This window comes from Delftia sp. GW456-R20 (genome assembly GCF_001622915.1).
Lineage (GTDB): Bacteria > Pseudomonadota > Gammaproteobacteria > Burkholderiales > Burkholderiaceae_C > Comamonas > Comamonas acidovorans.
In genome coordinates this window covers 2,515,568-2,540,405 of sequence record NZ_LWCN01000004.1, presented here as the reverse complement: position 1 = coordinate 2,540,405, position 24,838 = coordinate 2,515,568, and the positions used below count along the sequence as shown (strand labels likewise).

22 protein-coding genes are annotated in these 24,838 nt (G+C 68.8%); 6 read left to right on the top strand and 16 right to left on the bottom strand.

What is annotated here, in order from left to right:
- Positions 1–17: 17 nt before the first annotated feature.
- From ampD to A4F85_RS16640, 7 genes are all read right to left on the bottom strand, one after another.
- Positions 18–653, bottom strand: coding sequence for a 1,6-anhydro-N-acetylmuramyl-L-alanine amidase AmpD (gene ampD / locus A4F85_RS16670; RefSeq protein ID WP_063327210.1), 636 nt, complete (start codon positions 651–653; stop codon positions 18–20).
- Positions 640–2,187 carry a sigma-54-dependent transcriptional regulator gene (locus tag A4F85_RS16665; RefSeq protein ID WP_063327209.1) on the bottom strand — a complete coding sequence of 516 codons (1,548 nt, stop codon included), beginning with the start codon at positions 2,185–2,187 and terminating at the stop codon, positions 640–642. The genes ampD and A4F85_RS16665 overlap by 14 nt, the downstream gene beginning before the upstream one ends.
- Positions 2,187–3,950, bottom strand: a complete 1,764-nt coding sequence (locus A4F85_RS16660) for a sensor histidine kinase (protein WP_063327208.1) — start codon at positions 3,948–3,950, stop codon at positions 2,187–2,189. The genes A4F85_RS16665 and A4F85_RS16660 overlap by 1 nt, the downstream gene beginning before the upstream one ends.
- Before the next feature lie 2 nt (positions 3,951–3,952).
- The gene (locus tag A4F85_RS16655; protein ID WP_063327207.1) at positions 3,953–4,213 is read right to left on the bottom strand and encodes a PP0621 family protein; all 261 of its coding nucleotides are present in this window, start codon (positions 4,211–4,213) and stop codon (positions 3,953–3,955) included.
- The gene (locus tag A4F85_RS16650; protein ID WP_013804087.1) at positions 4,210–5,025 is read right to left on the bottom strand and encodes a cytochrome C assembly family protein; all 816 of its coding nucleotides are present in this window, start codon (positions 5,023–5,025) and stop codon (positions 4,210–4,212) included. The genes A4F85_RS16655 and A4F85_RS16650 overlap by 4 nt, the downstream gene beginning before the upstream one ends.
- An 83-nt stretch (positions 5,026–5,108) precedes the next feature.
- On the bottom strand, positions 5,109–6,035 hold the full coding sequence (locus A4F85_RS16645; protein WP_063327206.1) for a GGDEF domain-containing response regulator: 927 nt from the start codon (positions 6,033–6,035) through the stop codon (positions 5,109–5,111).
- On the bottom strand, positions 6,028–9,918 hold the full coding sequence (locus A4F85_RS16640) for a response regulator (RefSeq protein ID WP_063328009.1): 3,891 nt from the start codon (positions 9,916–9,918) through the stop codon (positions 6,028–6,030). Before A4F85_RS16640 ends, A4F85_RS16645 begins: the two co-directional genes overlap by 8 nt.
- 257 nt (positions 9,919–10,175) lie before the next feature.
- Here A4F85_RS16640 and ffh point away from each other — a divergent pair, with 257 nt between their 5' ends.
- The 3 genes from ffh (at position 10,176) to A4F85_RS16625 (ending at position 12,716) form a co-directional block, all read left to right on the top strand.
- Positions 10,176–11,570 carry a signal recognition particle protein gene (gene ffh, locus A4F85_RS16635; protein ID WP_012203439.1) on the top strand — a complete coding sequence of 465 codons (1,395 nt, stop codon included), beginning with the start codon at positions 10,176–10,178 and terminating at the stop codon, positions 11,568–11,570.
- A 106-nt stretch (positions 11,571–11,676) separates the two neighbouring features.
- Entirely contained in the window at positions 11,677–12,231 is a 555-nt protein-coding gene (locus A4F85_RS16630; RefSeq protein ID WP_012203440.1) for a C40 family peptidase, read from the top strand.
- 80 nt (positions 12,232–12,311) lie between these two features.
- Positions 12,312–12,716, top strand: a complete 405-nt coding sequence (locus A4F85_RS16625; protein ID WP_012203441.1) for a helix-turn-helix domain-containing protein — start codon at positions 12,312–12,314, stop codon at positions 12,714–12,716.
- 93 nt (positions 12,717–12,809) lie between these two features.
- On the opposite strand, the gene A4F85_RS16620 is transcribed toward A4F85_RS16625, so the two are convergent.
- The 9 genes from A4F85_RS16620 to modA form a co-directional block, all read right to left on the bottom strand.
- A complete protein-coding gene (locus A4F85_RS16620) occupies positions 12,810–13,484 on the bottom strand; it encodes a DUF1266 domain-containing protein (RefSeq protein ID WP_063327205.1) in 675 nt (224 codons plus the stop codon).
- On the bottom strand, positions 13,481–14,719 hold the full coding sequence (locus A4F85_RS16615) for a collagen alpha-1(I) chain (protein WP_082848280.1): 1,239 nt from the start codon (positions 14,717–14,719) through the stop codon (positions 13,481–13,483). The genes A4F85_RS16620 and A4F85_RS16615 overlap by 4 nt, the downstream gene beginning before the upstream one ends.
- On the bottom strand, positions 14,716–17,004 hold the full coding sequence (locus A4F85_RS16610; RefSeq protein ID WP_063327203.1) for a tetratricopeptide repeat protein: 2,289 nt from the start codon (positions 17,002–17,004) through the stop codon (positions 14,716–14,718). The genes A4F85_RS16615 and A4F85_RS16610 overlap by 4 nt, the downstream gene beginning before the upstream one ends.
- 203 nt (positions 17,005–17,207) lie before the next feature.
- Entirely contained in the window at positions 17,208–18,536 is a 1,329-nt protein-coding gene (miaB, locus tag A4F85_RS16605; protein WP_012203445.1) for a tRNA (N6-isopentenyl adenosine(37)-C2)-methylthiotransferase MiaB, read from the bottom strand.
- 167 nt (positions 18,537–18,703) lie between these two features.
- On the bottom strand, positions 18,704–19,102 hold the full coding sequence (locus A4F85_RS16600) for a hypothetical protein (protein ID WP_063328008.1): 399 nt from the start codon (positions 19,100–19,102) through the stop codon (positions 18,704–18,706).
- 73 nt (positions 19,103–19,175) lie between these two features.
- Positions 19,176–20,108 carry a formate dehydrogenase accessory sulfurtransferase FdhD gene (gene fdhD, locus A4F85_RS16595; protein ID WP_063327202.1) on the bottom strand — a complete coding sequence of 311 codons (933 nt, stop codon included), beginning with the start codon at positions 20,106–20,108 and terminating at the stop codon, positions 19,176–19,178.
- Between the two features lie 52 nt (positions 20,109–20,160).
- Entirely contained in the window at positions 20,161–21,291 is a 1,131-nt protein-coding gene (gene modC / locus A4F85_RS16590) for a molybdenum ABC transporter ATP-binding protein (protein ID WP_063327201.1), read from the bottom strand.
- Positions 21,288–21,968 carry a molybdate ABC transporter permease subunit gene (gene modB / locus A4F85_RS16585; protein ID WP_013804076.1) on the bottom strand — a complete coding sequence of 227 codons (681 nt, stop codon included), beginning with the start codon at positions 21,966–21,968 and terminating at the stop codon, positions 21,288–21,290. Before modB ends, modC begins: the two co-directional genes overlap by 4 nt.
- 151 nt (positions 21,969–22,119) lie before the next feature.
- Entirely contained in the window at positions 22,120–22,881 is a 762-nt protein-coding gene (gene modA / locus A4F85_RS16580) for a molybdate ABC transporter substrate-binding protein (protein WP_063327200.1), read from the bottom strand.
- Positions 22,882–22,984: 103 nt separating this feature from the next.
- Here modA and A4F85_RS16575 point away from each other — a divergent pair, with 103 nt between their 5' ends.
- The 3 genes from A4F85_RS16575 (at position 22,985) to A4F85_RS16565 (ending at position 24,814) form a co-directional block, all read left to right on the top strand.
- Positions 22,985–23,812 (top strand): TOBE domain-containing protein, encoded by an 828-nt coding sequence (locus tag A4F85_RS16575; RefSeq protein ID WP_063327199.1) that lies wholly within the window; start codon positions 22,985–22,987, stop codon positions 23,810–23,812.
- A 199-nt stretch (positions 23,813–24,011) separates the two neighbouring features.
- Positions 24,012–24,287 (top strand): hypothetical protein, encoded by a 276-nt coding sequence (locus A4F85_RS16570; RefSeq protein WP_063327198.1) that lies wholly within the window; start codon positions 24,012–24,014, stop codon positions 24,285–24,287.
- A gap of 116 nt (positions 24,288–24,403) precedes the next feature.
- Complete coding sequence (locus A4F85_RS16565; RefSeq protein ID WP_063327197.1) at positions 24,404–24,814, top strand: hypothetical protein; 411 nt, start codon at positions 24,404–24,406, stop codon at positions 24,812–24,814.
- Positions 24,815–24,838: the final 24 nt, after the last annotated feature.

Sequence of the window (24,838 nt, the reverse complement as noted above, 5' to 3'; positions counted from 1 at the left end):
GCGATGAGGGTGTGCGCTTACGTGGAGGGCTGGCCCGCGCCCGGCGGCAGCTGCCAGTTCGCCGTGGCAGGGTGATGGGCCAGCAGCCCGCGCAGCCGGTGCCAGTCGAAGCCTACGCCCGGATCGCATTTGCGGCCCGGCGCGATGTGCTCATGGCCTGCGAGATGGGCCACGGGGTAGCGCGCCGCGATGGCGTTGCACAGGGCATCGAGCGCCGCGTACTGGGCCGGCTCGAACCGCAGGCCCTCCAGGCCTTCGAGCTCTATGCCGATGGAGTCGTCGTTGCAGCGGTCGCGGCCCCGCCAGCAGGAAGCGCCTGCATGCCAGGCGCGCGCATCGCAGTCCACAAACTGCCAGACCTCGCCCTGGCGCGTGATGAAGAAATGCGCCGACACCTCCAGGCCGCGTATCCCCTGGTAGTAAGGATGGGCGTCCCAGTCGAGCTGGTTGGTGAACAGTTGCTGGACCGCACCCGTGCCGTACTCGCCCGGGGGCAGGCTGATGGAGTGCACGACGACCAGATCGACCAGCGCCTGGGCCGGGCGCTCGCCAAAGTTGGGCGAGGGCAGGTGGCGGGCCTGCTGCAGCCAGCCGCCTTGCCAGGTCCAGGCCGGGGCCTGGGTGGCTTGCGCCTGTGGATCAGGACTCGCCATGGCCGCCTCCGTCCGCCTCGGCGCTGGCGTCGCCGGGCAGGGCGATGTTCAGCCGGTCGATGCGGTAGCGGATCTGGCGCAGGCTCAGGCCCAGGCGCGCGGCGGTGGCCGTGCGGTTGAAGCCGTTTTCCTGCAGCGCCTGCACCAGGATGCCGCGCTCGCGCTCGTCCAGCCAGGCCTGCAGGTCACGGGGCAGGTCGGCATCGGCTGGCTCTGGCGATAGCGGGCCGCCTTGCGGCAGGGGGCGCGAAGGCGAGAGCGAAGGAGATGGCGAGGCGGATGCGGGCGGTGCAGGCGGTGCGGGCGGCGTGCCGCAGGGCAGCTGCATCTCGGGATCTATGCGCAGCGGCCCGTCCTCGCCCAGCGTGATGGCGCGGTGCAGCAGGTTCTCCAGTTCACGCACATTGCCGGGCAGGGGCAGGCGGGCGATCTGCTGCACAGAGCGCTCGTCGATCTCGGGCATGGGCAGGCCGGATTCCTGCGACAGCCGTGCCAGCAGGGCGCGGCACAGGGCAGGCAGGTCTTCGCGGCGCTCGCGCAGCGGGGGCAGCAGTACCTCGATGACATTGAGGCGGTAGTACAGGTCCTGCCGGAAGCGCCCCTGCTGCACATCGGCAGCCAGGTCGCGGTGGGTGGCGCTGACGATGCGTACATCGGCCGCTTCCTCCTGTGCGGAGCCCAGGGGGCGCACGCGGCGCTCCTGGATGGCGCGCAGCAGCTTGGCCTGCATGGCCAGGGGCAGGTCGCCGATCTCGTCCAGAAACAAGGTGCCGCCGCGCGCAGCCTGGAAGTAGCCGTCGCGGTCCTGGGTGGCGCCGGTATAGGAGCCCTTGCGCGCGCCGAAGAACTCGGCTTCCAGCAGGTTTTCGGGAATTGCGCCGCAGTTCACGGCCACCATGGGGCCATGGGCGCGCTGGCTGCAGGCATGCAGCGCGCGGGCCACCAGCTCCTTGCCTGTGCCCGACTCGCCATGCACCAGCACCGGCGCCATGCCGCGCGCCACCTTGGCAATGCGCTGCTTGACGGCCTGCATGGCGGGCGACTCGCCGACCATGGCGTCCAGTGCGCCGCTGCCGTTGAGGACCGGGCTGGCGGCGGGAGCGGCCGAAGGGCTGCGCGCCGGCATCACGCCCGGGGCCGGCACACCGCCCACGCCCTGGGCGGCCGAGGCCACGACCAGGCGGAACTGCTTGAGGTCCACGGGCTTGGTCAGGTAGTCGAAGGCGCCTGAGCGCAGGGCCTCGACGGCGTTCTCGGCGGAGCCGTAGGCCGTCATGACCACGCAGCGCTCGCGCCGCTGCTGGCTGCGCAGGTCCTGCAGCAGCTCCATGCCCATGCCGTCGGGCAGGCGCATGTCGGTGATGACCACGTCGAAGCGCTGGGTCTGCAGTTGCTCGCGCGCCTCGCCCACGCTGGCGGCGGTTTCCACGCGGTAGCCTTCGCGCAGAAGGGTCAGTTCATAGAGGGTGCGCAGATCCGGCTCGTCGTCCACGACAAGGATCGATGCGGCAGCGGGCAGGGAGTTCAAAGGCATCACACCACAATCTGATCAAACAGGGAGGCCGGCAGGGCCGAGGCCGGGCCGGCACGGAACACGATGCTGAAGGCATTGCCCTCGACAGGGCCGTGCGGCGTGGGCCGCGACAGCCGCTGGTAGCTGATGCTGGCATCGTAGCGCTGGCACAGCTCGCGGCAGATATACAGGCCCAGGCCGCTGGAGCGGCTTTCCGAAGAGAAGAAGGGCTCGAACAGATGGCGTTGCACCGTGGGCTCCAGCGCGGCGCCGTCGCTCCAGACCTGTAGCCAGATCTGGCCGCCGGCCGGCGCGCCGGTCAGCACCTGCAGCGTGTGTGGCTCGTGGGCGTTGCTGCGGTAGCGCCGGGCGTTGTCCAGGAGGTTCACCAGGATGCGGCGCAGATGCTCGCCATCGAACACCACGGTCTTGTCCCTGGCGTCGAGCAGGAGCTGGATGCTGTGCGCGGGCTGGCCCTGGGCCTGCCATTCCTGGCAAACCTGGGCCACATGCTGGTCCAGGGCCAGCAGGCCGGCATGCGCCTCGCCAATGTGCTGCTGGGCCCGGGCGATGTTGAGTACGTCCTCGACGATGCGTGCCAGGCGCTCGGCATTCTGGCCCACGATGCGGCACAGCTGCTGCTGGGCCGGGTCCTGCGCCAGATCCTCGGCCAGCAGGGCATTGGCCTGGGTGATGGCGGCCAGCGGATTGCGGATCTCGTGGGCCACGGCGGCGGACATGCGGCCCATGGACGCCAGCTTCTCCGTGCGCAGCCGCGCCTCCATTTCGCGCAGGTCGTGCAGAAAGACCACGCACAGCTGCTGCAGCAGCGCGGGCTCGGCCGCGTCGGCGGCGTCGGATGGGGTGGCGACTTCGGTCAGCCAGGTGCGCAGGTGCAGGCCCGTCATGCCTTCCTGGCCGATGGACTGCAGATGGATGGCGGCCGAGATGGGCAGGTTCTGGGCAAAGCTCTGGGCCACGGCGTCCTGCAGCCGCTGCCAGCCGGAATGCTCCTTGAGGGCGAAGGGCAGGGCATGCGCGTCGGCCAGCCCCAGCAGGTGCAGCGCGGCCGGGTTGGCCTGCTGCACGCGGAACTGGGGATCGACCACCAGCACGCCTTCGCCCAGGTGGCGGATCACCAGGGCATTGACCTGTTCCTGCGTCTGGGCCTTGCGGCTGCTGTGCTGGGCCAGGTGGCGCTCGCGCCGCACGCGGCGTGCCAGCTCGTGCGTCAGATAGGCCACCGCGAAATAGCCTGCGCAGGCAAAGCTGGCCTGGTAGTAGGCCTGGGTGCTTTCTATGCGGCCAGCCACGTCCTGCCATGCCACCCAGCCCAGGGTCAGCAGCGTGACGCTGGCCGTGGTGGCCAGGGCCAGCGTCAGATTGCCCAGCACGGCCGAGATCAGGATGGGAATGGCCAGCAGGGCCGAGTAGTTCAGCGGCCCGGTCTGCAGCATCTGCAGCAGGCAGATGACCGCGATGTCCACGCCGATCACGGGCAGCCAGTGCACGCCGGCGCGGGGCGAGGGCGGCTGCGCGCGTGCCGTCAGCCGCAGCAGCAGCGTCAGCCCCAGGTAGCCCAGGCAAACCAGCCAGACCAGGGAATTGCCGCCGGGCTGCACGCTGAGCAGCGCCAGCTGCAGCAGCAAAAGCGCAGTGGCGATGAGCACGCGGCCGGTCAGGAAGCCCTGCCATAGCCGGACAAAGGGGGCGTTGGCGTCGTGCGGCGACTGCGCCGCGGCCTCGTCGATGGTGGGTGGCTGGGGGGGGACCGCGTCCTGCATGCTCAGCGCCGTTGCGCCAGGGTGCGGTGCTCTGCGCTGCAGTAGCTGCGGCCGGCCGCCTCGATGGCCTCGCTGCGCGGCAGGTGCAGGCCGCAGTGCGCGCACTCGACCATGTCCTGTGGAGCCGCCAGCGGCGCATTGGCCGGGTTGGCCGGGTTGCGCGGCGCAGCGGTCTGGCGCCGCTCGCGGGCCTCGGCACGGCGCTGGCTGCGCCAGATGCCGACAGCCACGATGATGACGATCAGGACCAGCAGGTACTTCATGTGGTGCGCTCCAGCAGCACTTCCATGACGAAGCGCGATCCCGCATAGGCCAGCAGCAGCAGCAGGGCGCCTGCATAGAGCATGCGCACGGCGCTGCGGCCACGCCAGCCAAAGCGCGCACGGCCGATCAGCAGCACGGCAAAGGTCAGCCACGACAGCAGCGAGAACACAGACTTGTGGTTCCAGACCCAGGCCTTGCCATAGAGCTGTTCGCCGAACAGCCAGCCTGCGGCCAGCGTGGCCGTGAGCAGCACAAAGCCTGCGGACACGAAGCGGAAGGTCAGGCGCTCCAGCGTGAGAAGCGGCAGGCCGCTGTCATGGCCACCGCCGCCCAGCCGCATGTGCTGCTCGGCGCGTGTCATCAGCGAGGCGTGGACCACGGCGGCCGCGAACAGTCCGTAGGAGGCAATGCCCAGTGCCAGGTGCAGCGGCAGCCAGGGCGAGGCGTTGACATGCAGGGGCGTTCCCGGAAACAGCGCGGCCATGAGCACGGCGGCCGTGCCCAGCGCGGACAGCGCCAGCTGCGCGCGCATCTTGGGGAACAGTTGCTGCTCGACGCCATAGACGGTGAGCACCAGCCAGGCCGTCATGGACAGGGCCGGTGCGAAGCCGAAGTGAGGCTGCTCCCCGAGCAGGCCCCAGGCCAGGGCCAGGGCGTGGAGCACCCAGGCCAGGCGCAGGGCAACGCGGGCGCCGGCCTGGCTGATGCGTCGGGCGCCGGCGGCTGGCACGGCATAGGCCACGGCTGCGGCAAGCGCCAGCATCCAGCCCAGGGGCGATACGTTGGCGGAAATCAGGGGGACGGAGAGCATCTTTCAATGATAGCTGTGGCTTTCCCGCCGCCGGTTGTGCAGGCTCAGAATCCGGGTGCCATGCCGTGGTTCGGCGCGCATTTTCAGGGCTCCACGGCTGCCTCGATGCGATTGCGCCCCTGGGCCTTGGCCTGGTAGAGCAGGCCGTCCGCCTTCTGCAGCCAGGTTTCCAAAGGCGCGGCAGACGGCTGCCGCACGGTGAGTACGCCGCAGCTGACGGTGAGCTGCGGCGCCGTGGGAGAGGCTGCGTGGGCGATGGACAGGCGCAGCACTTCCTGGCGGAAATGCTCGGCCATGGCCGGGGCGTCGCTTTCGCCGGGGAGGATGAGCGCGAATTCCTCGCCGCCAAAGCGCGCTGCCAGGTCGTAGGGCCGGCGCGCATGGCGCTGCAACTCGGCGGCCACGGCCTTGAGCGCCTCGTCCCCCTGCACATGACCATAGCAGTCGTTGTATTGCTTGAAGTGGTCTATATCAATGAGAGCCAGGCCCACGGGCTCGCCGGTGCGCAGGCTGCGGCGGTAGGCGCGCTCCAGCACGTCATCGAAGTGGCGCCGGTTGGCCAGGCCGGTCAGCCCGTCCACCATGGCCAGGCGCTCCAGGGCCTGGCGCTGCAGGGCCAGCCGTATCTGGTTGCGCACGCGCACCTCGACCACGGCGGGGCGTATGGGCTTGGAGACATAGTCGGCCGCGCCCAGGCGCAGGCCGTATTCCTCGGCCTCGGCATTGCTCTGTCCGGTGATGAAGATGACGGCGATATGGGCAGTGCGCTCCTGCGCGCGCAGCGCACCCAGCACCTCGTAGCCGTTCATGCCGGGCATGGCCAGGTCCAGAAGGATCAGCTGCAGGCGGTGGGCTTCGCGGTGGGCGATCACCAGGGCGCCAGGGCCGTCCTTGGCCAGCAGCACTCGGTAGTGGGGGCTCAGCAGCTCGGCCAGCATGCTGCGGTTCAGCCGCTCGTCGTCCACGATGAGGACCGTGGGCAGCTCCGACCCGGTCAGGGCGTCAAGCATCTGCGGCTCCCTGTAGGGCCATCCGGTTCGCGGCCATGCTCCGCGCCAGCTGATCGAGCGCCTGCAGCGCCGCCTCGGTTTCCAGGGACTCGGTGCAGCGCTGGATGCGCTGCAGCACGGACGCATGGCGCCCGCTGACCAGGGGCCGCAGCCGTTCCAGTTCGGCCACGGCGGCATAGTCGCTGTCGGCAATCTGCAGCCGCAGCCGAGCCAGCGTGGATGAGACTTCTTCTGCGGTCACCGGCTGCCGCTGCTGCGGGGGCGCAGCGCTGGACACCGTGGCCAGGGCTGGCAAGGCCGCCTGCCCGGACCGCACGGCGATTTCCGCCAGCAGGCCCTGCAGCCCATCGGCCAGCGCCTGGACCAGGGATGGAAGATCACCGCTGGGCCGGGCATTCCCGCCATTGCCGTCGCCTGACAGGCAGGCATGCGCGCCGGTCTCGGCCATGGCCGACCATTGCTCCAGCAGGTTCGCGCCCAGGTAGCCCAGGCTGCCCTTGAAGGTATGCGCCAACGACGCCACGGTTGCCCAGTTGCCGCTGCGCGCGGCGCGGCGCAGCTGTTGCGGCGCATCGGCAAAGTCCTGGGCAAAGCCTTCGATCGCATGCAGCATGCGCGGCGATTGGCTGGCAAGGCGTTGCCGCAGCTGCACAGGATCCCAGGCCGGGGCAGGGGTTGGCGGCGTGGGCCGGGAGGGCGGGGCCGGCGCAGGCGCTGCCGTTGGCGGGGGGGCTGCGCGCAGGCAGCGCTGCAGCGTCTCGTACAGCAGCACATCGTCAACGGGTTTGGTCAGATGGGCATTCATGCCTGCGGCCTCGATCCGGGCGCGCTCCTCGACATAGGCCTGTGCAGTCAGCGCGATCACCGGAAGATGCCGCAGCGCGCTGCGCGTGCGCAGGGCGCGCGTGACACTGAGGCCGTCCATGCCGGGCATGTGCACGTCCATGAGCACGGCATCGAAAGGCTGGCTGTCGAGCAGCCGCAGCGCCTGCAGACCGTCTTGCGCAGTCTGTACCGATATGCCGGCCTGCTCCAGCAGCTCGGTGGCCACCTCGCGGTTGAGCACGTTGTCATCCACCACCAGCACCCTGCGCCCAGGCAGGCCCGGGTAGCGCTGCTGTGGCGACGGGCCGGCCGCCGGGTCTTCAGGCTGGGTCGATTCGGGGTCCTGCAGCGCCTCCCGGATGGAGGACCGCAATGCCGATGCGGTCAGGGGCTTGATCAGCAGGCCCCGCAGGCCCAACTGCGCGGCACGCAGCTGCACTTCGTCGCGCCCGAAGGCCGTGACCATGAGCGCGGCCGGGGTCTTGACCAGGTCCTGTCGCTCGCGCATGCCGCGTGCCAGCTCCAGTCCGTCCATGCCGGGCATGCGCCAGTCCAGCAGGGCTAGGCCATAGGGGGATTCCTGGCGTGCGGCTTCTTGCAGCATGCGCAGCGCCTGCATGCCGTCCGCCGCCGTATCGCAGCGCATGCCCAGTCTGCGCACCATGGCAGCCAGCGCCTCGCGCGCGCTGGCGTTGTCATCGACGATGAGAACGCCGGTGCTGCCCAGGTTGTCGTGGCCGTCCGGCAACGCATCCGTGGCAAGCCGGACCTTGGCCGTGAAGCGGAAGTCGCTGCCCTGGCCGGGCTGGCTGCACACGCCGATCTCGCCGCCCATGAGCTGCACCAGCCTGTGGCAGATGGCCAGGCCCAGGCCGGTGCCGCCGTGGCGGCGCGTGGTCTGGATGTCGGCCTGGGTGAAGGGCTGGAACAGCCGCTCGGCCCGCGATGCATCCAGGCCTATGCCGGTGTCGCGCACGCTCACGCACAGGTGGTGCAGGGGCGCTGCCGTGGTGCCCGCATCGGCATCCGCAGGCGCGTCCACCGGCGGCGGCTCCAGATGCAGGGAGATCACCACCTCGCCATGCTCGGTGAACTTGATGGCGTTGCCGACCAGGTTGGTCAGCACCTGGCCCAGGCGCATTGGGTCGCCACGCAAACGGGGCGGCAGTTGCGGGTCCAGCGCATAGACCACTTCCAACCCCTTTTCCTCTGCGCGCAGCGCCGTGGAGGCCGTCACGGTCTCCAGCACATCGTCAAGGGCGAAGTCCACTTCCTCCAGCGCCAGCATGCCCGCCTCTATCTTGGAGAAATCGAGGATGTCGTTGATCACTGCCAGCAGGGCGCTGGCCGAGCGCTCCACCTTCTCCAGGTAGCCGCGCTGGCGCGATGTCAGCGCGGTCTGCTGCACCAGGCGCGTCATGCCGATGACGGTATTCATGGGTGTGCGGATTTCGTGGCTCATGATGGCCAGGAAATCCGATTTGGCGCGTTCGGCCGCTTCGGCGGTTTCCTTGGCCTGATGCAGCGCCTGCTCGGCCTCGCGTTCGCGGGTGATGTCCAGCATGATGCCGTCCCAGACCATGCCCTCCTGACAGCGCCGGGGGGCCGAGCGGCAGCGCAGCCAGCGGATCTCTCCGTCGGGCTTGAGCACGCGAAAGCGGCAATCGAAGACCCGCAGCGTATCGATCGAGCGTTGCATCATCCCCTGGTAGAGCGGCAGGTCCTCGGGATGGATGGCATTCAGGTAGACCTGCCGATCGGCCATGATGGCGTGGGCCGGCACGCCGATCAGGTTCTCTATGCCGGCGCTGATGTAGCTGAGCCGCAGTTGCTTCAAGCCGCCTTCCAGGCGGTAGATGGCGCCGCTGGGCAGGTTGTCGGCCAGGGCTTCGAGGCGCATGCGTGCGTCCTCGCGTTCGGACAGGTCCTGCAGCGTGCCGCTGAGCGCGACGATGCGGCCTTGCTCGTCGCGCAGGGCCCGGCCCATGAGGCGGGCGGCGAACTGCCGGCCGTCCGGGCAGCGCTGGACCACATCGAGGCTGTAGGACTGGCCGGTGCTTATGCACAGATCCACGGCAGCGGTGAGCCGGGCAAGATCCTGCGGCCCGAGCATGGCGCGCAGGGCATGGCGCTTCAGTGGCGGACCCTGGGGGTCCAGGCCGTTCATCACATACATCATCTCCGAGGCCTGGAAGTGCCCGGTGTCCAGCTCCCATGTCCAGCTGCCCAGGCGCGCCAGCTGTTCGGCCTGGCGCAGCACGTCGTAGCTTTTTTGCAGCTGGGACTCGGTCTGGCGCATGAGCGTGATGTCGCGCGCAATGCCCAGCACGCCCACGGTCCGGCCCTCGGCATCGCGATAGGGAATCTTGGTGGACTGGAAGATGCGGCGCTGCCCGTCGACCAGCAGATGATCGTCCATCACCACGGGCGCATCGCTGTCCAGCACCCGGCGGTCGCTGTCGGTGAAGCTGCTGTCGGAGAAAAGCTCCTGGTCGGTCTTGCCCACAATGTCTTCGGGCGCGCGCCCGGCAAAGCGGGCTGTGGCGGGGTTGGCGAAGGTGTAGCGGCCCTGCCGGTCCTTGGCGAAGACCAGGTCGGGCGTCTCGCGCATCACGGTCTCCAGCAGGCGCGTCGAGTCCTGCCACGGCCAGGTGCGGTTTTGCAGGTGCGGCTCAAGCTGCGCATTGGGCTGGCCGATCGGCTCGTCCTGGCCGGTGCGCTCGCTGAGGTCGTGCCAGGTAGTGAAGAAAAGCCGCCTGCCCGACAGTGACAGGCAATGGACATGGATCTCGGCGGGCAAGCTGGTGCCATCGCGGCGGATCAGCCGGCCTCGCAGACGGGCCTGGCTGTCCACGACCATGTCCCGCCAGAAATCACGCGGCCGTCCATCCAGGTCCAGCCATAGGTCCATGATGCCCAGCCCCAGCATGGCGGCCTTGTGATGGCCCAGGCTGGCGCAGGCCTGGGCATTGGCATCGAGCAGGCCGCCCTGCTCGTCAAACAGAAGAAAACCGTCGGGCACACGGTCCAGGAACTGGCGATACGGCGTATCAGGCATGAAGACTCCCAGGCGGTAGCAAGCCAGCATTGCGGAATGTGATAGCCATAAACTATGGAAACATTGCGCATGTTACTGCTGGCCGGTGCCTGCCGTGGGGCACGGAAGGCCGGTACTTACCCCGGCAGGGGCAGCGGGTAGAATCATTGGGATCTGCAGGGTCCGTGCCGCGACCCGGCCCCACTTGGCCACCTGGCCCCGGCTGGCTCGCTGCAGCACACCTTTTCCTTTCCGACGACTCCAGTTCCTCCCCGCTTATGGCCTCCGCTCTGACCGACAAACTTTCGCGACTCGTCAAGGAGATGCGCGGCCAGGCCCGCATCACCGAATCCAACGTGCAGGACATGCTGCGCGAAGTGCGCATGGCCCTGCTCGAGGCCGACGTGGCCCTGCCCGTGGTGCGTGACTTCGTTGCGCGCGTCAAGGAAAAGGCGCTGGGCCAGGAGGTGCTGGGCTCGCTGCAGCCGGGCCAGCTGCTGGTGTCCATCGTCAACAAGGAACTCGCCGCCACCATGGGCGAGGGCGTGGCCGACATCAATCTCAATGCTCAGCCGCCGGCCGTCATCCTGATGGCCGGCCTGCAGGGCGCAGGCAAGACCACGACCACGGCCAAGCTGGCCAAGCACCTGATCGAGCGGCGCAAGAAGAAGGTGCTCACCGTGTCGGGCGACGTGTACCGCCCCGCCGCCATCGAGCAGCTCAAGACCGTGACCGCCCAGGCCGGTGCCGAGTGGTTCCCCTCCACGCCCGACCAGAAACCGCACGACATCGCCGTGGCCGCGCTGGACTACGCCAAGCGCCACTTCTTTGACGTTCTGCTGGTCGATACGGCCGGCCGCCTGGCCATCGACGAGCTGCTGATGGCCGAGATCAAGGATCTGCACGCCACGCTCAAGCCGGTCGAGACCCTGTTCGTCGTCGATGCCATGCAGGGCCAGGATGCGATCAACACGGCCAAGGCCTTCAAGGAAGCGCTGCCCCTGACCGGCATCGTGCTGACCAAGCTCGACGGCGACTCGCGCGGTGGCGCGGCGCTGTCGGTGCGGCAGATCACGGGCGCCCCCATCAAGTTCGCCGGCGTGTCCGAGAAGATCGACGGGCTGGAGGTGTTCGACGCCGACCGCCACGCGCAGCGCGTGCTGGGCATGGGCGACATCGTGGCCCTGGTCGAACAGGTCACCAAGGGCGTGGACATGGAGGCCGCGCAGAAGCTGGCCGAGAAGGTCAAGAGCGGTGACGGCTTCGACCTCAACGACTTCCTGGCCCAGATCCAGCAGATGAAGCAGATGGGCGGCCTGTCCAACCTCATGGACAAGCTGCCGGCCCAGCTCACGGCCAAGGCCGGCCAGGTGGACATGGACAAGGCCGAGCGCGAGATCCGCCGCAAGGAAGGCATCATCTGCTCCATGACCGCCAAGGAGCGCAAGAAGCCCGAGATCATCAAGGCCACGCGCAAGAAGCGCATTGCCGACGGCGCGGGCGTGCAGGTCCAGGAAGTCAACCGCCTGCTCAAGGAGTTCGAGCAGATGCAGGAGATGATGAAGAAGATGAAGGGCGGCGGCCTCATGAAGATGATGAAGCGCATGGGCGGCATGAAGGCCATGAAGGGGATGATGGGCGGTGGCGGCGGAATGCCCAAGCTCCCGTTCTGATGGGCACCGCCTGAGCCGCCGAGCCGCGCGCTCTTTCCCGCCAAGCCGCAGCGCAGCCTGCGGCTTTTCTTTTGGCCGCGAGGGCTTTGTGAGAACATGCAGCGCCATGAAGGCTGGTGTTTCGACTTCCCTTGCGGTGTCTCCGGTGACCGGGGCGCGGCTCTCGCGCCGTGACTGGGGTCTGCTGGCGGCCGCCGTGCTGCTGGCTGGCTGCTCTTCCGCTCCGCGCAAAGGCTCGGGCCCGGCGCCGGTGCCTTCGCCGCAGGCGCTCAATCTGGACGGCGAATTGCGCGAGGCGCTGCTGGCGCGCACCATGCTTGTGGTCAACACGCCCTATACCTATGGCGGCAATTCGCCCGAAGGCGGTTTCGACTGCAGCGGCCTGATCCAGTGGGCCGTGGGCGGCATCACCGAAAACCGCCTGCCGCGCACCACGGCGCAGTGGGCGCAGTTCAGCAATCCCGTGGGCAGCCGCAGCCTGCAGCGCGGCGACTTCGTGTTCTTCAACACCCTGGGCGCGCGCTATTCGCACATGGGCATCTTCGTGGGCAACGGCCAGTTCGTGCATGCACCGTCCAGCGGCGGCACGGTGCAGCGCGTGCGCATGGACAACACCTATTTCGCCAAGCGCTTCACCGAGGCGCGCAGCATCTTCGCCTGAACGCTGGCCGGGCGACGGGTTTGAGCCGGGTCTTCAATCGATGAGTCAATCAAGATTCCAGGGAAATCCAGGGTGTCGGAATGCGTAACAAGCTCGAATTCGCACTGCGCCTGCGCCAGGCCATCGAGGCTGCGGGACTGGAGCCCCGGCCCAGCGTGCTTCTGAAGCTGTTCAATTCCAGTTACTGGGGGCCGCCGATCTCCTTCCAGGCGGTCTCGCGCTGGCTGAACGGCGAGGCCGTTCCCGAGCAGGACAAGCTGGTGCTGCTGGCGGGTTTGCTCGAGGTCGAGCCCGATGTGTTGCGCTATGGCGAGTCGGCCCACCGGTCCCCGCCGTCCCTGCCGTCGCCGCTCGAATGCCAGGAGCCGGGCGTGGGCTATCTCGAACGAGAAACCTTCGATGCCTTTCTGAAGCTGCCCGCGCCTCAGCGCCAGGTGGTGCGGGAGGTGATCCTCACCTTCGCCAAGGTGCATGGCGAAGGCTGAGCACCGGGCAGGGCAGGCAGGGCAGGCAGGGCAGGCAGGGCAGGCAGGGCAGGCAGGGCAGGCAGGGCAGGCGGCGCACCCGGCTGGCGGCAGTCACCGGACGGCCTGCTGCTGCCAGGGCATGGCATGCCAGGGGTGGCGCGGATCGGCCACCCACTGCTGCACTTGCTCGGGCGTCACGCTGCGCCCCAGCACGTCGGCGCGGCCACGGGCCAGCCATTGGCTGCGGCCCCGCGCATAGGCCAGGCCGAAGGCCTGCCAGCTGTCAAAGCAGTCCCGCGCGCGGCATGCGTTCAGGTGCAGGATCTGCTGGTGCAGGGCCTCGTCCACCCAGCCCAGCAGCCAGGCGCAGCGCACATGGAAGGCCACGCGCGCGCAGGCAAAGGCCATGGCGGCATGGGGATCGTCACCGGCCTGCAGGCGCTGCAGGTCCAGCGTGAACCAGCGCTGGCGCAGGCCGTCGGGCAACTGGCGTGCGATCTGGGCATCGTCCAGGTCGGTGCGCAGGCCCAGGTGGTGCAGCACCATGGGGCGCAGCTGGGTGGTCAGTGCGGAGTCGGCGCCGTTGAGCTGCCGGTCCGCAAAGCCGCCCTGAATGGCGTGAAAGGCCATGGGATGGGCCAGGGCCAGGGCCCAGTCCAGTGCCGCGTCACCGCTGCGGTAGCTGCTGAAGTCGCCGCGTTGGCGCGACGCACGCATGCGCCGCAGGCCGGCGCGCACTGCCCACCAGACCAATGCAGACAGCACAACAAGGGTGAAGGCATTCATCGCGGATTTCCTGTCCTGCCCGGCGTTCCCGGTGTTGCCGGCGATCCCGCCCGGCGGCGCGCCAGCTCCAGTGACTGCTGCAGGGCTGCGCTGCGCGGCATGCGCTCGAAGGCGGGCACGGGCACGGTGTCGCGGCGTGCCGCGACCAGCCATTGCATCAGGGGCGACCGGATGTCCAACTGCTCCAGCAGCGCCGGGTGGGACTGCAGCAGCCACAGCTGCTCGGCCTCGGTGTGCAGCTCGCTGGCCGCACACCAGGCAGCCGCGCTGCCCGTGGCCAGCAGCTGTGCCGGTCGGCGCACGATGCCCATGGCCAGGGCGTCCGCCGGCGCCTCACCATCGGTATCGAGGTGATTGAGCAGGGCCAGCACATCGGCCAGATAGCGCGCAATCGGCGGGCGGTTCTGCTTGCCCTTGATCTGGTCGATGCGCAGCCGCCCGTCGTCCCGCACCTGGGCGCTGACGGTGATGCGCGGCTGGGCCGTGCCCGTGCGGTAGCTGAACAGCCGCAGCCGGCCCTGCTCGCAGGCTTCGGCGTAGTGCTCGCCATAGCCGCCGCGCAGTGTGCCGCGCTCGCTGAACTGGCCCAGGCAGTGGCGCATCATCTGGCTTTCATAGGCCATTTCGGCGCGCAGGTCCGGGCTTTGGGCATCGAATTCGACGAAGACACCCAGCTGGCCACGCAGCAGCGGGCGCACGGCGCCGGGCCGGTGCTCGGCCCAGCCGCTGTCGCTTCTCCGGGCGAAGGCCAGGTGCTCCAGCGTCCAGCGCGCCAGCGCCTGCGGGCAGTTGATGCGCTGCAGCTTGCCCTCCAGCGCGGTGCCGCGCCGGGTGGACAGGAACTCCAGCAGCCGGCTCTCCAGCGCCAGCAGGGGTGCGCTGTCGGGCTCCACCCACCACAGCGGCGCGTTGCCGTCGGCCGCAGGCCTGTCCGGTGACAGCGGCTGGCGGGCCGCATGTTCGCGCAGGCGCTCCAGTGCCCAGGCGGCGGGCTCGGCACGCCGGTGCAGGCGCAGCAGCTCGGCCTGCGTGGACACGGGCTGCACGGCAGGCGGATCGGCGTCGAGGTTGCCGATCACATGGCGGTAGAAGTGGTTGGCCAGCCAGGCGGCGATCTCCTCGCTGTCGCCGCGTGCGGCGCTGCGCTCTCGGATGCGCTGCTTGATGGCCGGCGCATTGACCACGTCGCGCGGCCGATAGGCACTGGCGGCGTTGGCACCGGCGCCCGGGTTCACCACAGCTTCCACCAGGGCTTGCTGTCCGAGCGCAGCTTGAGGCAGCGCTTGAGGCCGTCCTTTGCCATCCTGTGCTCGGCCTCGCCGTCATCGGGCGTGAGCTTGTCGATGGCCTCGCGGTGCAGGGCCACGGCCTGGTCGATGGGGCCGCAGCTTTCCATGGCGCAGGCCAGGCGGCGCAGCGTGTAGCACTCGCCCAGGGCGCGCACTTCGGGCAGCAGGGCGTCCAGGCGCGGGCGCACCAGTTCGCCATGGTTTTCCGAGAAGAAGTCGAGCAGGGACATCAGCGAGGCCAGGTAGTCGCGCCGCTGTTCGCGCTGGTCGTCCTCGTCCAGTTCCTCGAACCACTGGTCCAGGCGCTCCAGCCAGATGCCGATTTCGCCTGCGCGGCCCAGCTGGTAGAGCGCCAGCGCCGCGCTGGGGAAGTAGTCCGTGGGGCAGTGGCGGCTGTAGCCGTAGTCCTGGGTGAAGTGCCACAGCTGCTCGGCCGCCGTGACGATGCCGGGGCGGTCGTCACGGCGGATGGCGCACCACAGCAGGCCGTCGTGGTGTTCGGCAAAGGGGCTGCTGGACAGGCCCTTGTGGTGCAGGGCCGCCGCCTCGTCATAGCGCTGCTGCGAGCGGTACTTGATGGCCAGGTTGTTGCAGAGCATGGAGTAGACGTGCAGGTGCGCGTCCTTGTACCGGCCCTGGCCGGTGGCCCAGAAGGCTTCGAAGCGGGCCAGGCCCTCTTCGTAGTAACGCTGCACCAGCGGCTCGCGCAACTCGTCGTTCGGCACCTGCCGGCCTTCGCCCATGATGGCGGCCAGGTCGTCCTCGTCGTCCAGGGTCACGCCCGCTGCATAGCACCAGTGGGCGCCATGGCCCTGCGCAAAGGGGCGCTGCAGCGCCTGCGCGGCGGGCAGCACGGCGAAGCGCGCGGCCCAGAGCATGGGCAGCAGCTCGGAGTTGGCGTGCCGGGGCTGGTCGGTCACGCCGCGCTCCAGCAGAGGCAGGGCCTGCTCCCATTGGCGGTCCTTGGCCAGGCGCCAGCCGTCGATCAGGTCCAGCAGTGGGTGGCCGGGCGCCTGGGTGCGAGCCAGGGCCAGGTAGTCGTCGGCGCTGCGCGGAGCAGCCGGGCTGTCTTCCAGGATCTCCTGCATGTCGGAATCCAGTCCCGCCCAGGCCAGGATCAGCGCCCAGGCCGGTGCATGGGCGGTGTCGCTGTCCACTCTGCGCAAGGCCAGTTCATAGCCCTGACGGGCCGATCCGGGGCGGCTGTGCAGCACGCTTTCCAGCGCCAGGTCCGCCGCATCGGCCAGGCGGCCCGCCTCTTCCAGCCACTGCAGCACCAGGCCGCTGAAGGCATCGTCGGAGTCATCCACCAGGCCGAAGCGGCCCAGCGCGGCCAGCTGCAGCGCGGCCTCGGGCTGGCCCATGGCATGGCAGGCCATGGCCTGCAGCCGGGCCGCATGGACCTTACGGTGCGTGCGCACCGCCTGCGATGCGGCGGGGCTTTCGGTGCGGGCCAGATGCTGCTCCGCCGCCATGAGCACGGCCGGAACGCTTTGCGGGGCCAGCGGCAGGACCTCGCGCGCAAGGTGCAGCCAGTCGTCGAAGTCCACGTTCTGCTCTGCATCGGCCTGGGTCAGCAGCGCCGTGGCGGCCTGCACCTGGCGCACGGTGGCGGGCACATCGCCGCGCAGACGGGCCAGCTCGGCCTTGCGCAGGCAGGCACGCGCGTCGCGGCGCGCGGGGGAGGCCTCGCCATCCGGGTCGCTGCGTTCGTGGCTGCGCTGCAGGTCCACGCCTTGCTCGGCCAGCTCCCAGGCCTGGGCTTCGCGGGCCAGGTAGTGCCAGCCGTTCCAGTAGCGGTAGGGCTCGCTGGTATGCGGCAGCCGGCCCATGAGATCGGCGGCGGGCGCGAGCAGGGCCACGCCGCCTTCACGGTCAAAGCGCAGCCGGCTCTGGATGTCGCTGAGCGCCAGGCTGGCCGTGGCCAGCAGGTGGTTGTCGCCCTGCAAGGGCTGCAGCGTGGCAGCGCGGTGTTCGCGCAGCAGTGCGTTGGCGGTTTCGGGCCGTTCCAGGTCCAGCCAGAGATCGTGCAGGCGCTCCAGCTCGCCCACCGTGGCCGGGGCGAAACGCTGCTGGGAGAGCAGCTCCATGACGGCCGCCTGGCGTTCGGCCGGGGCGATGGGGCTGGCATCCTCCTCCTGCTGCAGCAGGTCGTGCGCCTGGTCCATGAAGGCATGCAGGGCTTCGCCCTCAAGGACGGCCTGGGCGGTGGCGGGCTGGGAGGTGTTCATGGAATCGATAGCAAGCAAGCGAAGCTGGAAAAGCCATGCAGGCCGACGGACCTCAGGGCGGCGACCCCGCGATGCTAGCGGGCCAGCCGGCACACTGCCAGAGTGGCCGGGCTGTTTTCACGTCCTGTTACATGCAAAAAAGCCCGGCATTGCCGGGCTTTGGTTACGCAGGAGGTCGCTGGGCCGCCGGGGCCGGGTTGCGGTCAGTGGCGCACCACGACTTCGCCGCGCAGCGTGAAGGTGCGGGCCTCGGTGATCTTCACATCGATCATCTGGCCGATCAGGCGTTCGTTGCCCGGGAAGTTGACCACGCGGTTGCACTCGGTGCGGCCCATGAGTTCGCTGCCATCGCGCTTGGACAGGCCTTCCACCAGCAGGCGCTGCACCGTGCCCACGCGCTCGTCGCTGATGTCCTTGATGTTGTTGTTGATCACGGCCTGCAGCTCCTGCAGGCGGCGCAGCTTGACTTCGTGCGGCGTGTCGTCGTGCAGGTTGGCGGCCGGCGTGCCGGGGCGGGGGCTGAAGATGAAGCTGAAGCTGTTGTCGAAGCGCACGTCGTGGATGAGCTTCATCATCTTCTGGAAGTCTTCCTCGGTCTCGCCGGGGAAGCCCACGATGAAGTCGCTGCTCATGGCCATCTCGGGCCGGATGGCACGCAGCTTGCGGATGGTGCTCTTGTATTCCATGGCCGTGTAGCCGCGCTTCATGGCCATGAGGATCTTGTCGCTGCCGTGCTGCACGGGCAGGTGCAGGTGGCTGACCAGCTTGGGCAGCCGAGCGTAGGCCTCGATCAGGCGCGGCGTGAACTCGTTGGGGTGGCTGGTGGTGTAGCGGATGCGCTCGATGCCGGGGATCTCGGACACGTATTCCAGCAGCAGGGCAAAGTCGGCGATCTCGGCCGTGTCACCCATCTTGCCCAGGTAGGCGTTGACGTTCTGGCCCAGCAGCGTGACTTCCTTCACGCCCTGATCGGCCAGGCCGGCGACCTCGATCAGCACGTCCTCGAACGGGCGGCTGACTTCCTCGCCGCGCGTATAGGGCACGACGCAGTAGCTGCAGTACTTGGAGCAGCCTTCCATGATGGAGACGAAGGCCGAGGAGCCTTCCACGCGCGCGGGCGGCAGGTGGTCGAATTTCTCGATCTCGGGAAAGCTGATATCGACCTGGGGCTTGTGCTTGGCGGCGCGTGCATTGAGCAGCTCGGGCAGGCGGTGCAGGGTCTGCGGGCCGAAGACCACGTCCACATAGGGCGCGCGCTTGATGATTTCCTCGCCCTCCTGGCTGGCCACGCAGCCGCCCACGCCGATGAGCACGCCGCGTTCCTTCAGGTGCTTGTAGCGGCCCAGGTCGCTGAATACCTTCTCCTGCGCCTTCTCGCGCACCGAGCAGGTGTTGAACAGGATCAGGTCGGCCTGCTCCGGGTCATCGGTGGATTCGTAGCCCTGGGCTGCGCCCAGCACATCGGCCATCTTGTCCGAGTCGTACTCGTTCATCTGGCAGCCGAAGGTTTTGATAAAGACTTTCTTGGACATGGTGGGGTTCCGTCAGGCAGCCGCCGCACTGCAAGCGGCGGTCTGCAAAAAATGAAGGTGGCTCGGCCAGGCGGCGGCATGCCCCATGGCCGGGCCGCTGCGCCCTGCGAGGCGCGGGCCGCGTCAGCCGTGTACGTGCTGTGCGCTTGCTGTGGTGTGCGCGGTGCTCAGTTGAAGATGCGCTGCAGCATCGACTTGGGCTTGTAGTGCTTGTCGGCCTCGGCCTTGGTCAGGATCCAGGCCTGGTGCAGCCACTGCGTCTGCGGCTCGATCACATAGCCCACCACGAGCTTGCTGCCCTGGTAATTGATGGCCTGCACCAGCGTGCGTTCAGGGCTGAACAGGCGAAAGCCCGGACTGGTGCGAATGGTCTTGCCGTCGATCTCCACCTCGGGGAACTGGGTCACGACCAGCTCGCCGAACTGGGCCTGCGGCGGGAAATTGCGCGTCTCGTTGGACGGCAGGCCCTGCGCGGCCACGCCCAGGCTGGCGCAGGCCAGGCCGGCGAGCAGGGCGCCGGCACACAGGCGACGGACGGTAGAGAAATGGGGCTTGCAGCGGTTCATGGTGTACATCCAGGGGCTGAACCCGCGATTCTACGAACTTGCCGCCGCGCAGGCGCGGCACTCGGGCATTGGGTCAGGTGCGGCCCGGCGCATACAGCACCGCCTTGGGCGGGCGGCACAGGCCCCAGAAGCGCAGGCCGATCAGTTCGGCCATCTGCACGCCCATGGCCGTGGGCGCGGAGATGGTGGCCAGGGCGGCGATGCCGACCTTGGCGCATTTGCGCACCAGCTCATGGCTGCCGCGGCTGGAGAGCACGACAAAGCCGGCCTCGCCCAGGCGGCCCGAGCGGGAGAGGCGGCCGACCAGCTTGTCCAGTGCGTTGTGGCGGCCCACGTCTTCGAGTACATCCGTCAGTTGCCCGTCCAGCCCTGCCCAGCCTGCGGCATGCACGGCGCCGGCTTCGGCGTTGAGCAACTGCAGCGGCGGCAGTGCCGCGATGGCTGCGCAGACGGTGTCGGCATCGACACGGGCGATCCAGTCGTGCGCGGGCAGGGGGTCGAAGGACAGGTCCAGCGCCGCGAAGCTGTCCACGCCGCAGACACCGCAGCCCGTGCGCCCGCTCATGCTGCGGCGCCGGTCCTTGAGGCGGGCGAAGCAGCGCGAGGCCACGTCCAGCTGCACCTCGATGCCGTCCATGCCGGACGGAAGGCCTGCGGCCTGTGCAGCCACGGTGCGCACCTCGATGCCGTAGCAGTCGGCAGCGCTGTCCAGAATGCCTTCGGTGAGCGCAAAGCCCAGCGCAAAGTCTTCCAGGTCCGAGGGCGTGCCCATCATCACGGCGTGAGAGATGCCATTGAACACCAGGGCGATGGGGACTTCGCTGGCCAGCACCTGCGGCTCGGCCTGGATGCTGACGGAGCCGCCTTCACCGAGCCGATGGCGCGCCACCGCATGCGTGCGCAGCGCGGCAATGGCAGGCGGGGCGGCGCATGCAGCATCTGCTGCGCCGGGGCCTTCGTCTGGGGCGGGGACGGGGGCGGGGGCGTGTTCGGTGGTGGCGTTCATGGCGTGGGCCGCGCAGGCGGCTTCCGCATGATATCGGCGCCGCCGCGCGTGCTCAGTCCAGCAATGCCATGCCCTTGATCTGGGCGAAGACATGCATGCCCGGCGCAATGCCCAGTTGCCGGGCGGAATGCAGGGTGATGCGCGCCAGCAGGCGGGACGGGCCCAGCTGCAGCGAGACCATGACCTGGCCCGGGCCGTCCTCGCGCAGCTCCTGCACGGTGGCCGGGAGGATGTTGAGGATGCTGCTGTCTTGCGGGTGCTGCAGGCTCAGGCTCACATCGCGTGCCTGCACGCGCAACTGCACGGTTTCGCCGACGGGGCGCGGGGAGGCCATGACAAGGCGCAGGCGCCCGCCATCGAAGCACAGCGTGCTCAGGTGTGCATCGGGATCGTGCTGCTGGACCTGTGCGCTGACCATGGCCGCTGCCGTGTCGCCCATGCTCAGGGGCAGGTCCAGCCGTGCCAGCAGCTCGCTGGTGGCGCCGGCCGCGACGATGCCGCCGGCCTTGAGCAGCACCAGGTGCTGGGCCAGGCGAGCGACCTCGTCGATGGAGTGGCTGACGTAGAGGACGGGAATGTCGAGTTCACGGCGCAGCTGGTCCAGGTAGGGCAGGACCTCGGCCTTGCGCTGGGCGTCCAGCGCGGCCAGGGGCTCGTCCATCAGCAGCACCCGCGGGCTGGTGGCCAGCGCCCGCGCAATGGCCACGCGCTGGCGCTCGCCGCCCGACAGGGTGGAGGGCATGCGGTCCATCAGGTGGCCTATGCCCAGCAGGGACACGGCCTGGTCCTGGGATACCTTGCGCCGCGCGGCCGGCGTGCGCCGCATGCCGTAGTCGATGTTGCGCCGCACGGTCAGGTGCGGGAACAGGCTGGCTTCCTGGAACACATAGCCCAGCGCACGGCGGTGCGTGGGCAGCCATTGGCTGGCCGCATCGTCCTGCCAGACCTCGCCGTTGACGGCGACGCGGCCGCGCGCGCGCTCCAGTCCTGCCAGGGCGCGCAGGCAGGTGGTCTTGCCGCAGCCCGAGGGGCCGAACAGGGCGGTGACGCCGCGCCCGGGCAACTGCAGCTGCACATCAAGGCGGAAGTCTGCACGCTCCAGCGCCAGGTTTGCGATGATTTCCGAGGAGGGAAGGGAGTGCGCGGCGTCGGACATCAGGGAGGGAGAGAAGGCGGTCATCATGCGCGGCGCTCCTCACGCGGCTGCAACAGGTGCAGGGCCAGAAGAACCAGGAAAGAGAACACCACCATGCCACCCGCCAGCCAGTGGGCGTGGGCGTACTCCATGGCCTCCACATGGTCGTAGATCTGTACCGAGACCACGCGAGTCACGCCGGGAATATTGCCGCCCAGCATCAGCACCACGCCGAACTCGCCCACGGTGTGCGCAAAGGTCAGCACGGCCGCCGTGATGAAGCCCGGGCGCGCCAGCGGCAGCGCCACGGTGAAGAAGCGGTCCAGCGGCCCCGCGCCCAGGCTGGCCGCAGCCTCCATGGGCCGCGTGCCCAGGGATTCGAAGGCGCGCTGCAGCGGCTGCACCGTGAACGGCATGGAATAGACCAGCGAACCGATGACCAGGCCCGGAAAAGTGAAGGGCAGGGTGCTCAGCCCCAGCGCCTGCGTCAGCTGCCCCACGGGGCCGTTGGGACCCATGGTCACCAGCAGGTAAAAACCGATCACCGTGGGCGGCAGCACCAGGGGCAGCGCCACCACGGCGCCAATCGGGCCGCGCCAGCGCGAGCGCGTATGCGCCAGCCACCAGGCCAGCGGCGTGCACAGCGTCAGCAGCAGCACCGTGGTCACGCTGGCAAGTTTCAGCGTCAGCCGTATGGCGGCGTAGTCGTCGGCGGTAAGAATCATGCGGGAAGAATTCAGTGGTTCGCAGCGCTGTTGGATCTCACTCAACGCACGAAACCGGCGCGGCCCGGCTCAGCGACGCTGAGCACGGGCCCATGCCGGCCGCCCCCTCCCCAGGAGAGAGGGAAGGCGCGCAAGCGCGCCTCAACAGGTGTCAGAAGCTATAGCCGTAGGAGCGGATGATGGCACGGGCCTTGTCGGCGCGCAGGTACTTCATCAGCTCGGCGGCGGCTTCGTTGTCCTTGCCGCTGTTGAGCACGATGGCGTCCTGGCGGATGGGCTCGTGCATGGAGCCGGGCACCTGCCATGCCGAGCCTTCGCGCAGCTTGCCGTTTTCCATCACCTGCGACAGGGCCACGAAGCCCAGCTGGGCATTGCCCGTGGCCGCGAACTGGTAGGTCTGGGCAATGTTCTCGCCCATGACGATGCGCGGCTGCACCTGGGCCGTGATGCCCAGCTTGTTCAGCACTTCCATGGCGGCCGTGCCGTAGGGCGCCAGCTTGGGATTGGCCACGGCGATGTGCTTGTAGTCGCCGGTCTTGAGGACCTCGCCCTTGTCGTCCACATAACCGGCCTTGGGGCTCCACAGCACCAGCTGGCCGATGGCGTAGGTGAAGCGCGAATCGGGCAGGCCGCGGCCTTCCTTGGCGATCTTCTCGGGCGTGGTGTCGTCGGCGGCCAGCAGGATCTGGAAGGGCGCGCCGTTGACGATCTGCGCATAGAACTTGCCCGTGGCGCCGAAGGACAGCAGGGCCTTGTGGCCGGTGTCCTTCTCGAACTCGGCGGCGATCTTCTGCATGGGCGCCGTGAAGTTGGCGGCGACGGCCACCGACACTTCGGCGGCCTGCGCGGCGGCCCAGCCGAACAGGGCAAGGGCGGCGAAGGCGGTGGCACGCAGGGGCTGGTTCACGTTCATGGGTCTCTCGCTATTCCGTTGGTGAATAGCGCAGTGTAACGACCTGAAAATGCGCATGCAGGGTGCAGGCGTTTTGCTTGGCGGGAAATAACGCTTGGCGGGCATGATGCTGCGCATGACAGCCGCAACCCCCGCTTCTCCCTCAGACCTGGTGCCCGCGCTGGGCCATGACCTGGCCGACCGGCGCATCGCCATCCTGCGGCATATCGCGGCAGGGCATTCGATTTCCCAGGCCGCGCGCGAGGCGGGTGTCAGCTACAAGGCGGCCTGGCAGGCGCTGGATGTGCTGACCAATCTGGCGGGCCGTGCCCTGGTGGAGCGCTCGGTGGGCGGTGCCGGCGGTGGTGGCGCGCGCATCACCGAGGCCGGGCAGTCCCTGCTGGCCATGGCCGATGCGCTGGAGCAGGCGCGCGCGCAGGTGCTGCAGCGCTTTGGCAGGCCCGCCGGCGTTTCTTCGACGCCTCCCGGGCTGGGGCTGGGCCTGCGCACCAGCATGCGCAATCTGTGGCCTTGCCGGGTTGGTGCCCTGCAGGCGCAGGGCGCCCAGGTCCGCGTCTGGCTGCTGCCCGATGGCGGCGGGGATGCATCAGGCATTGCCGCACGCATCACCGAAGAAAGCGCCCAGTTGCTGGGCCTGGCGCCGGGCCTGCCCCTGATGGCGCTGTGCAAGGCCGCAGCCGTGCAGGTGCTGCCTTCAGCGCCACGCTCCGATGTGCATGCCCAGGCCAATGCCTGGCCCGCCCAGGTGCAGCGCGTGGCCCGGGCCGACAGGGCGGGGCCGCGTGAAGTAGTGGCACAACTGCCTTGGGGCGGTAGCGGCGTGGGCTACGCGGCCGAGCCGGCCGAGGGCGAGTCCTGGACCTTGCGCGCAGGGCGCAAGGTCTGGCTGACGGTGCCGGAGGCCGCCGTGGTGCTGGCCGTGGCCGATTGAGCGGATGGAGCGGGTGGAGCGGATGGAGCGTTGAAGGAGCAGCAGCGCGTTGCGCATGCGCAGCAGTGGCTGCAGATTCGGACGGGTCTGATGGCGCATTCAGGGCGGTATACGAAGAATTGCGCCGCTGTGAAACCTGCGCGCTCTGGCGGCGCGGGCTTTTCTGGCGACCGAATCATCGAAACCTCCCTGGCCCTCCATGAGCATCCTGAAATTGCGCAGGCAAGAGAAAGTGGCGGTCTACACCGCCCTGCTGTGTTCCTTCATTGCAGCGTTCATCTTCTTCGCGTCAGAAGGTGTTGCTGACAGTTTTCAGCAGCGGTTGGATGCGCTGGCCATCTGCGCCGTCATCGGTGCGCTGGTGACCTGGTTCAATCACTGGTGGTTCCGGATCTGGGGCTGGCATCTGGTGCCTGTGACCCTGCTGCTGTTTTATGCCGGCACGCTGGCCGCAGGGTGGCTGTTTGGCGGATGAAGGCGGTGAAAGCGGTGAAAGCGGTGAAAGCGGTGGTGTGGGAACCTGCTGCCACGCTTTGCATCGAAGATCCTTTTCGACTGCCTCACCAGGCCATCCACGGCCTTGCCCCTGCCATGAAGACCACCCTGTCCGCCGCCCTGATCTGCCTGTTCCTGTCCACCCCGGCCATGTCCCGTCCGCTGGACCCGGCGCCGCTGGACGCCTCGCAGTTCAACCTGGGGCTGGTCGGGTTCGCGGGCGAGATCTCGCCTGCGGAGCGGCACCTGGAGGCCATGCTCAGGCGGCCCGAGGCCAATGCCGTCCTGCTGTCGGTGATCGACGATCCGCGCCGATCTCCCGTGGCCAAGCTCTATGCGCTGTGCGGGCTCAAGCGCATGGGCAGCGGCGGCTACGAGGCAGCGCTGGTCAAGCTGCGCGGCTTTGAGGGCCAGGTCTCCGTGATGCTGGGAGACCAGATGTTCCAGGAAGACATCCGCGAGGCGGCAGACCGCATCGAAAACCTGGAGTGCAGCGAAGGCGGCTGAGCCTGGGCACGCCGGTTGCCGGAC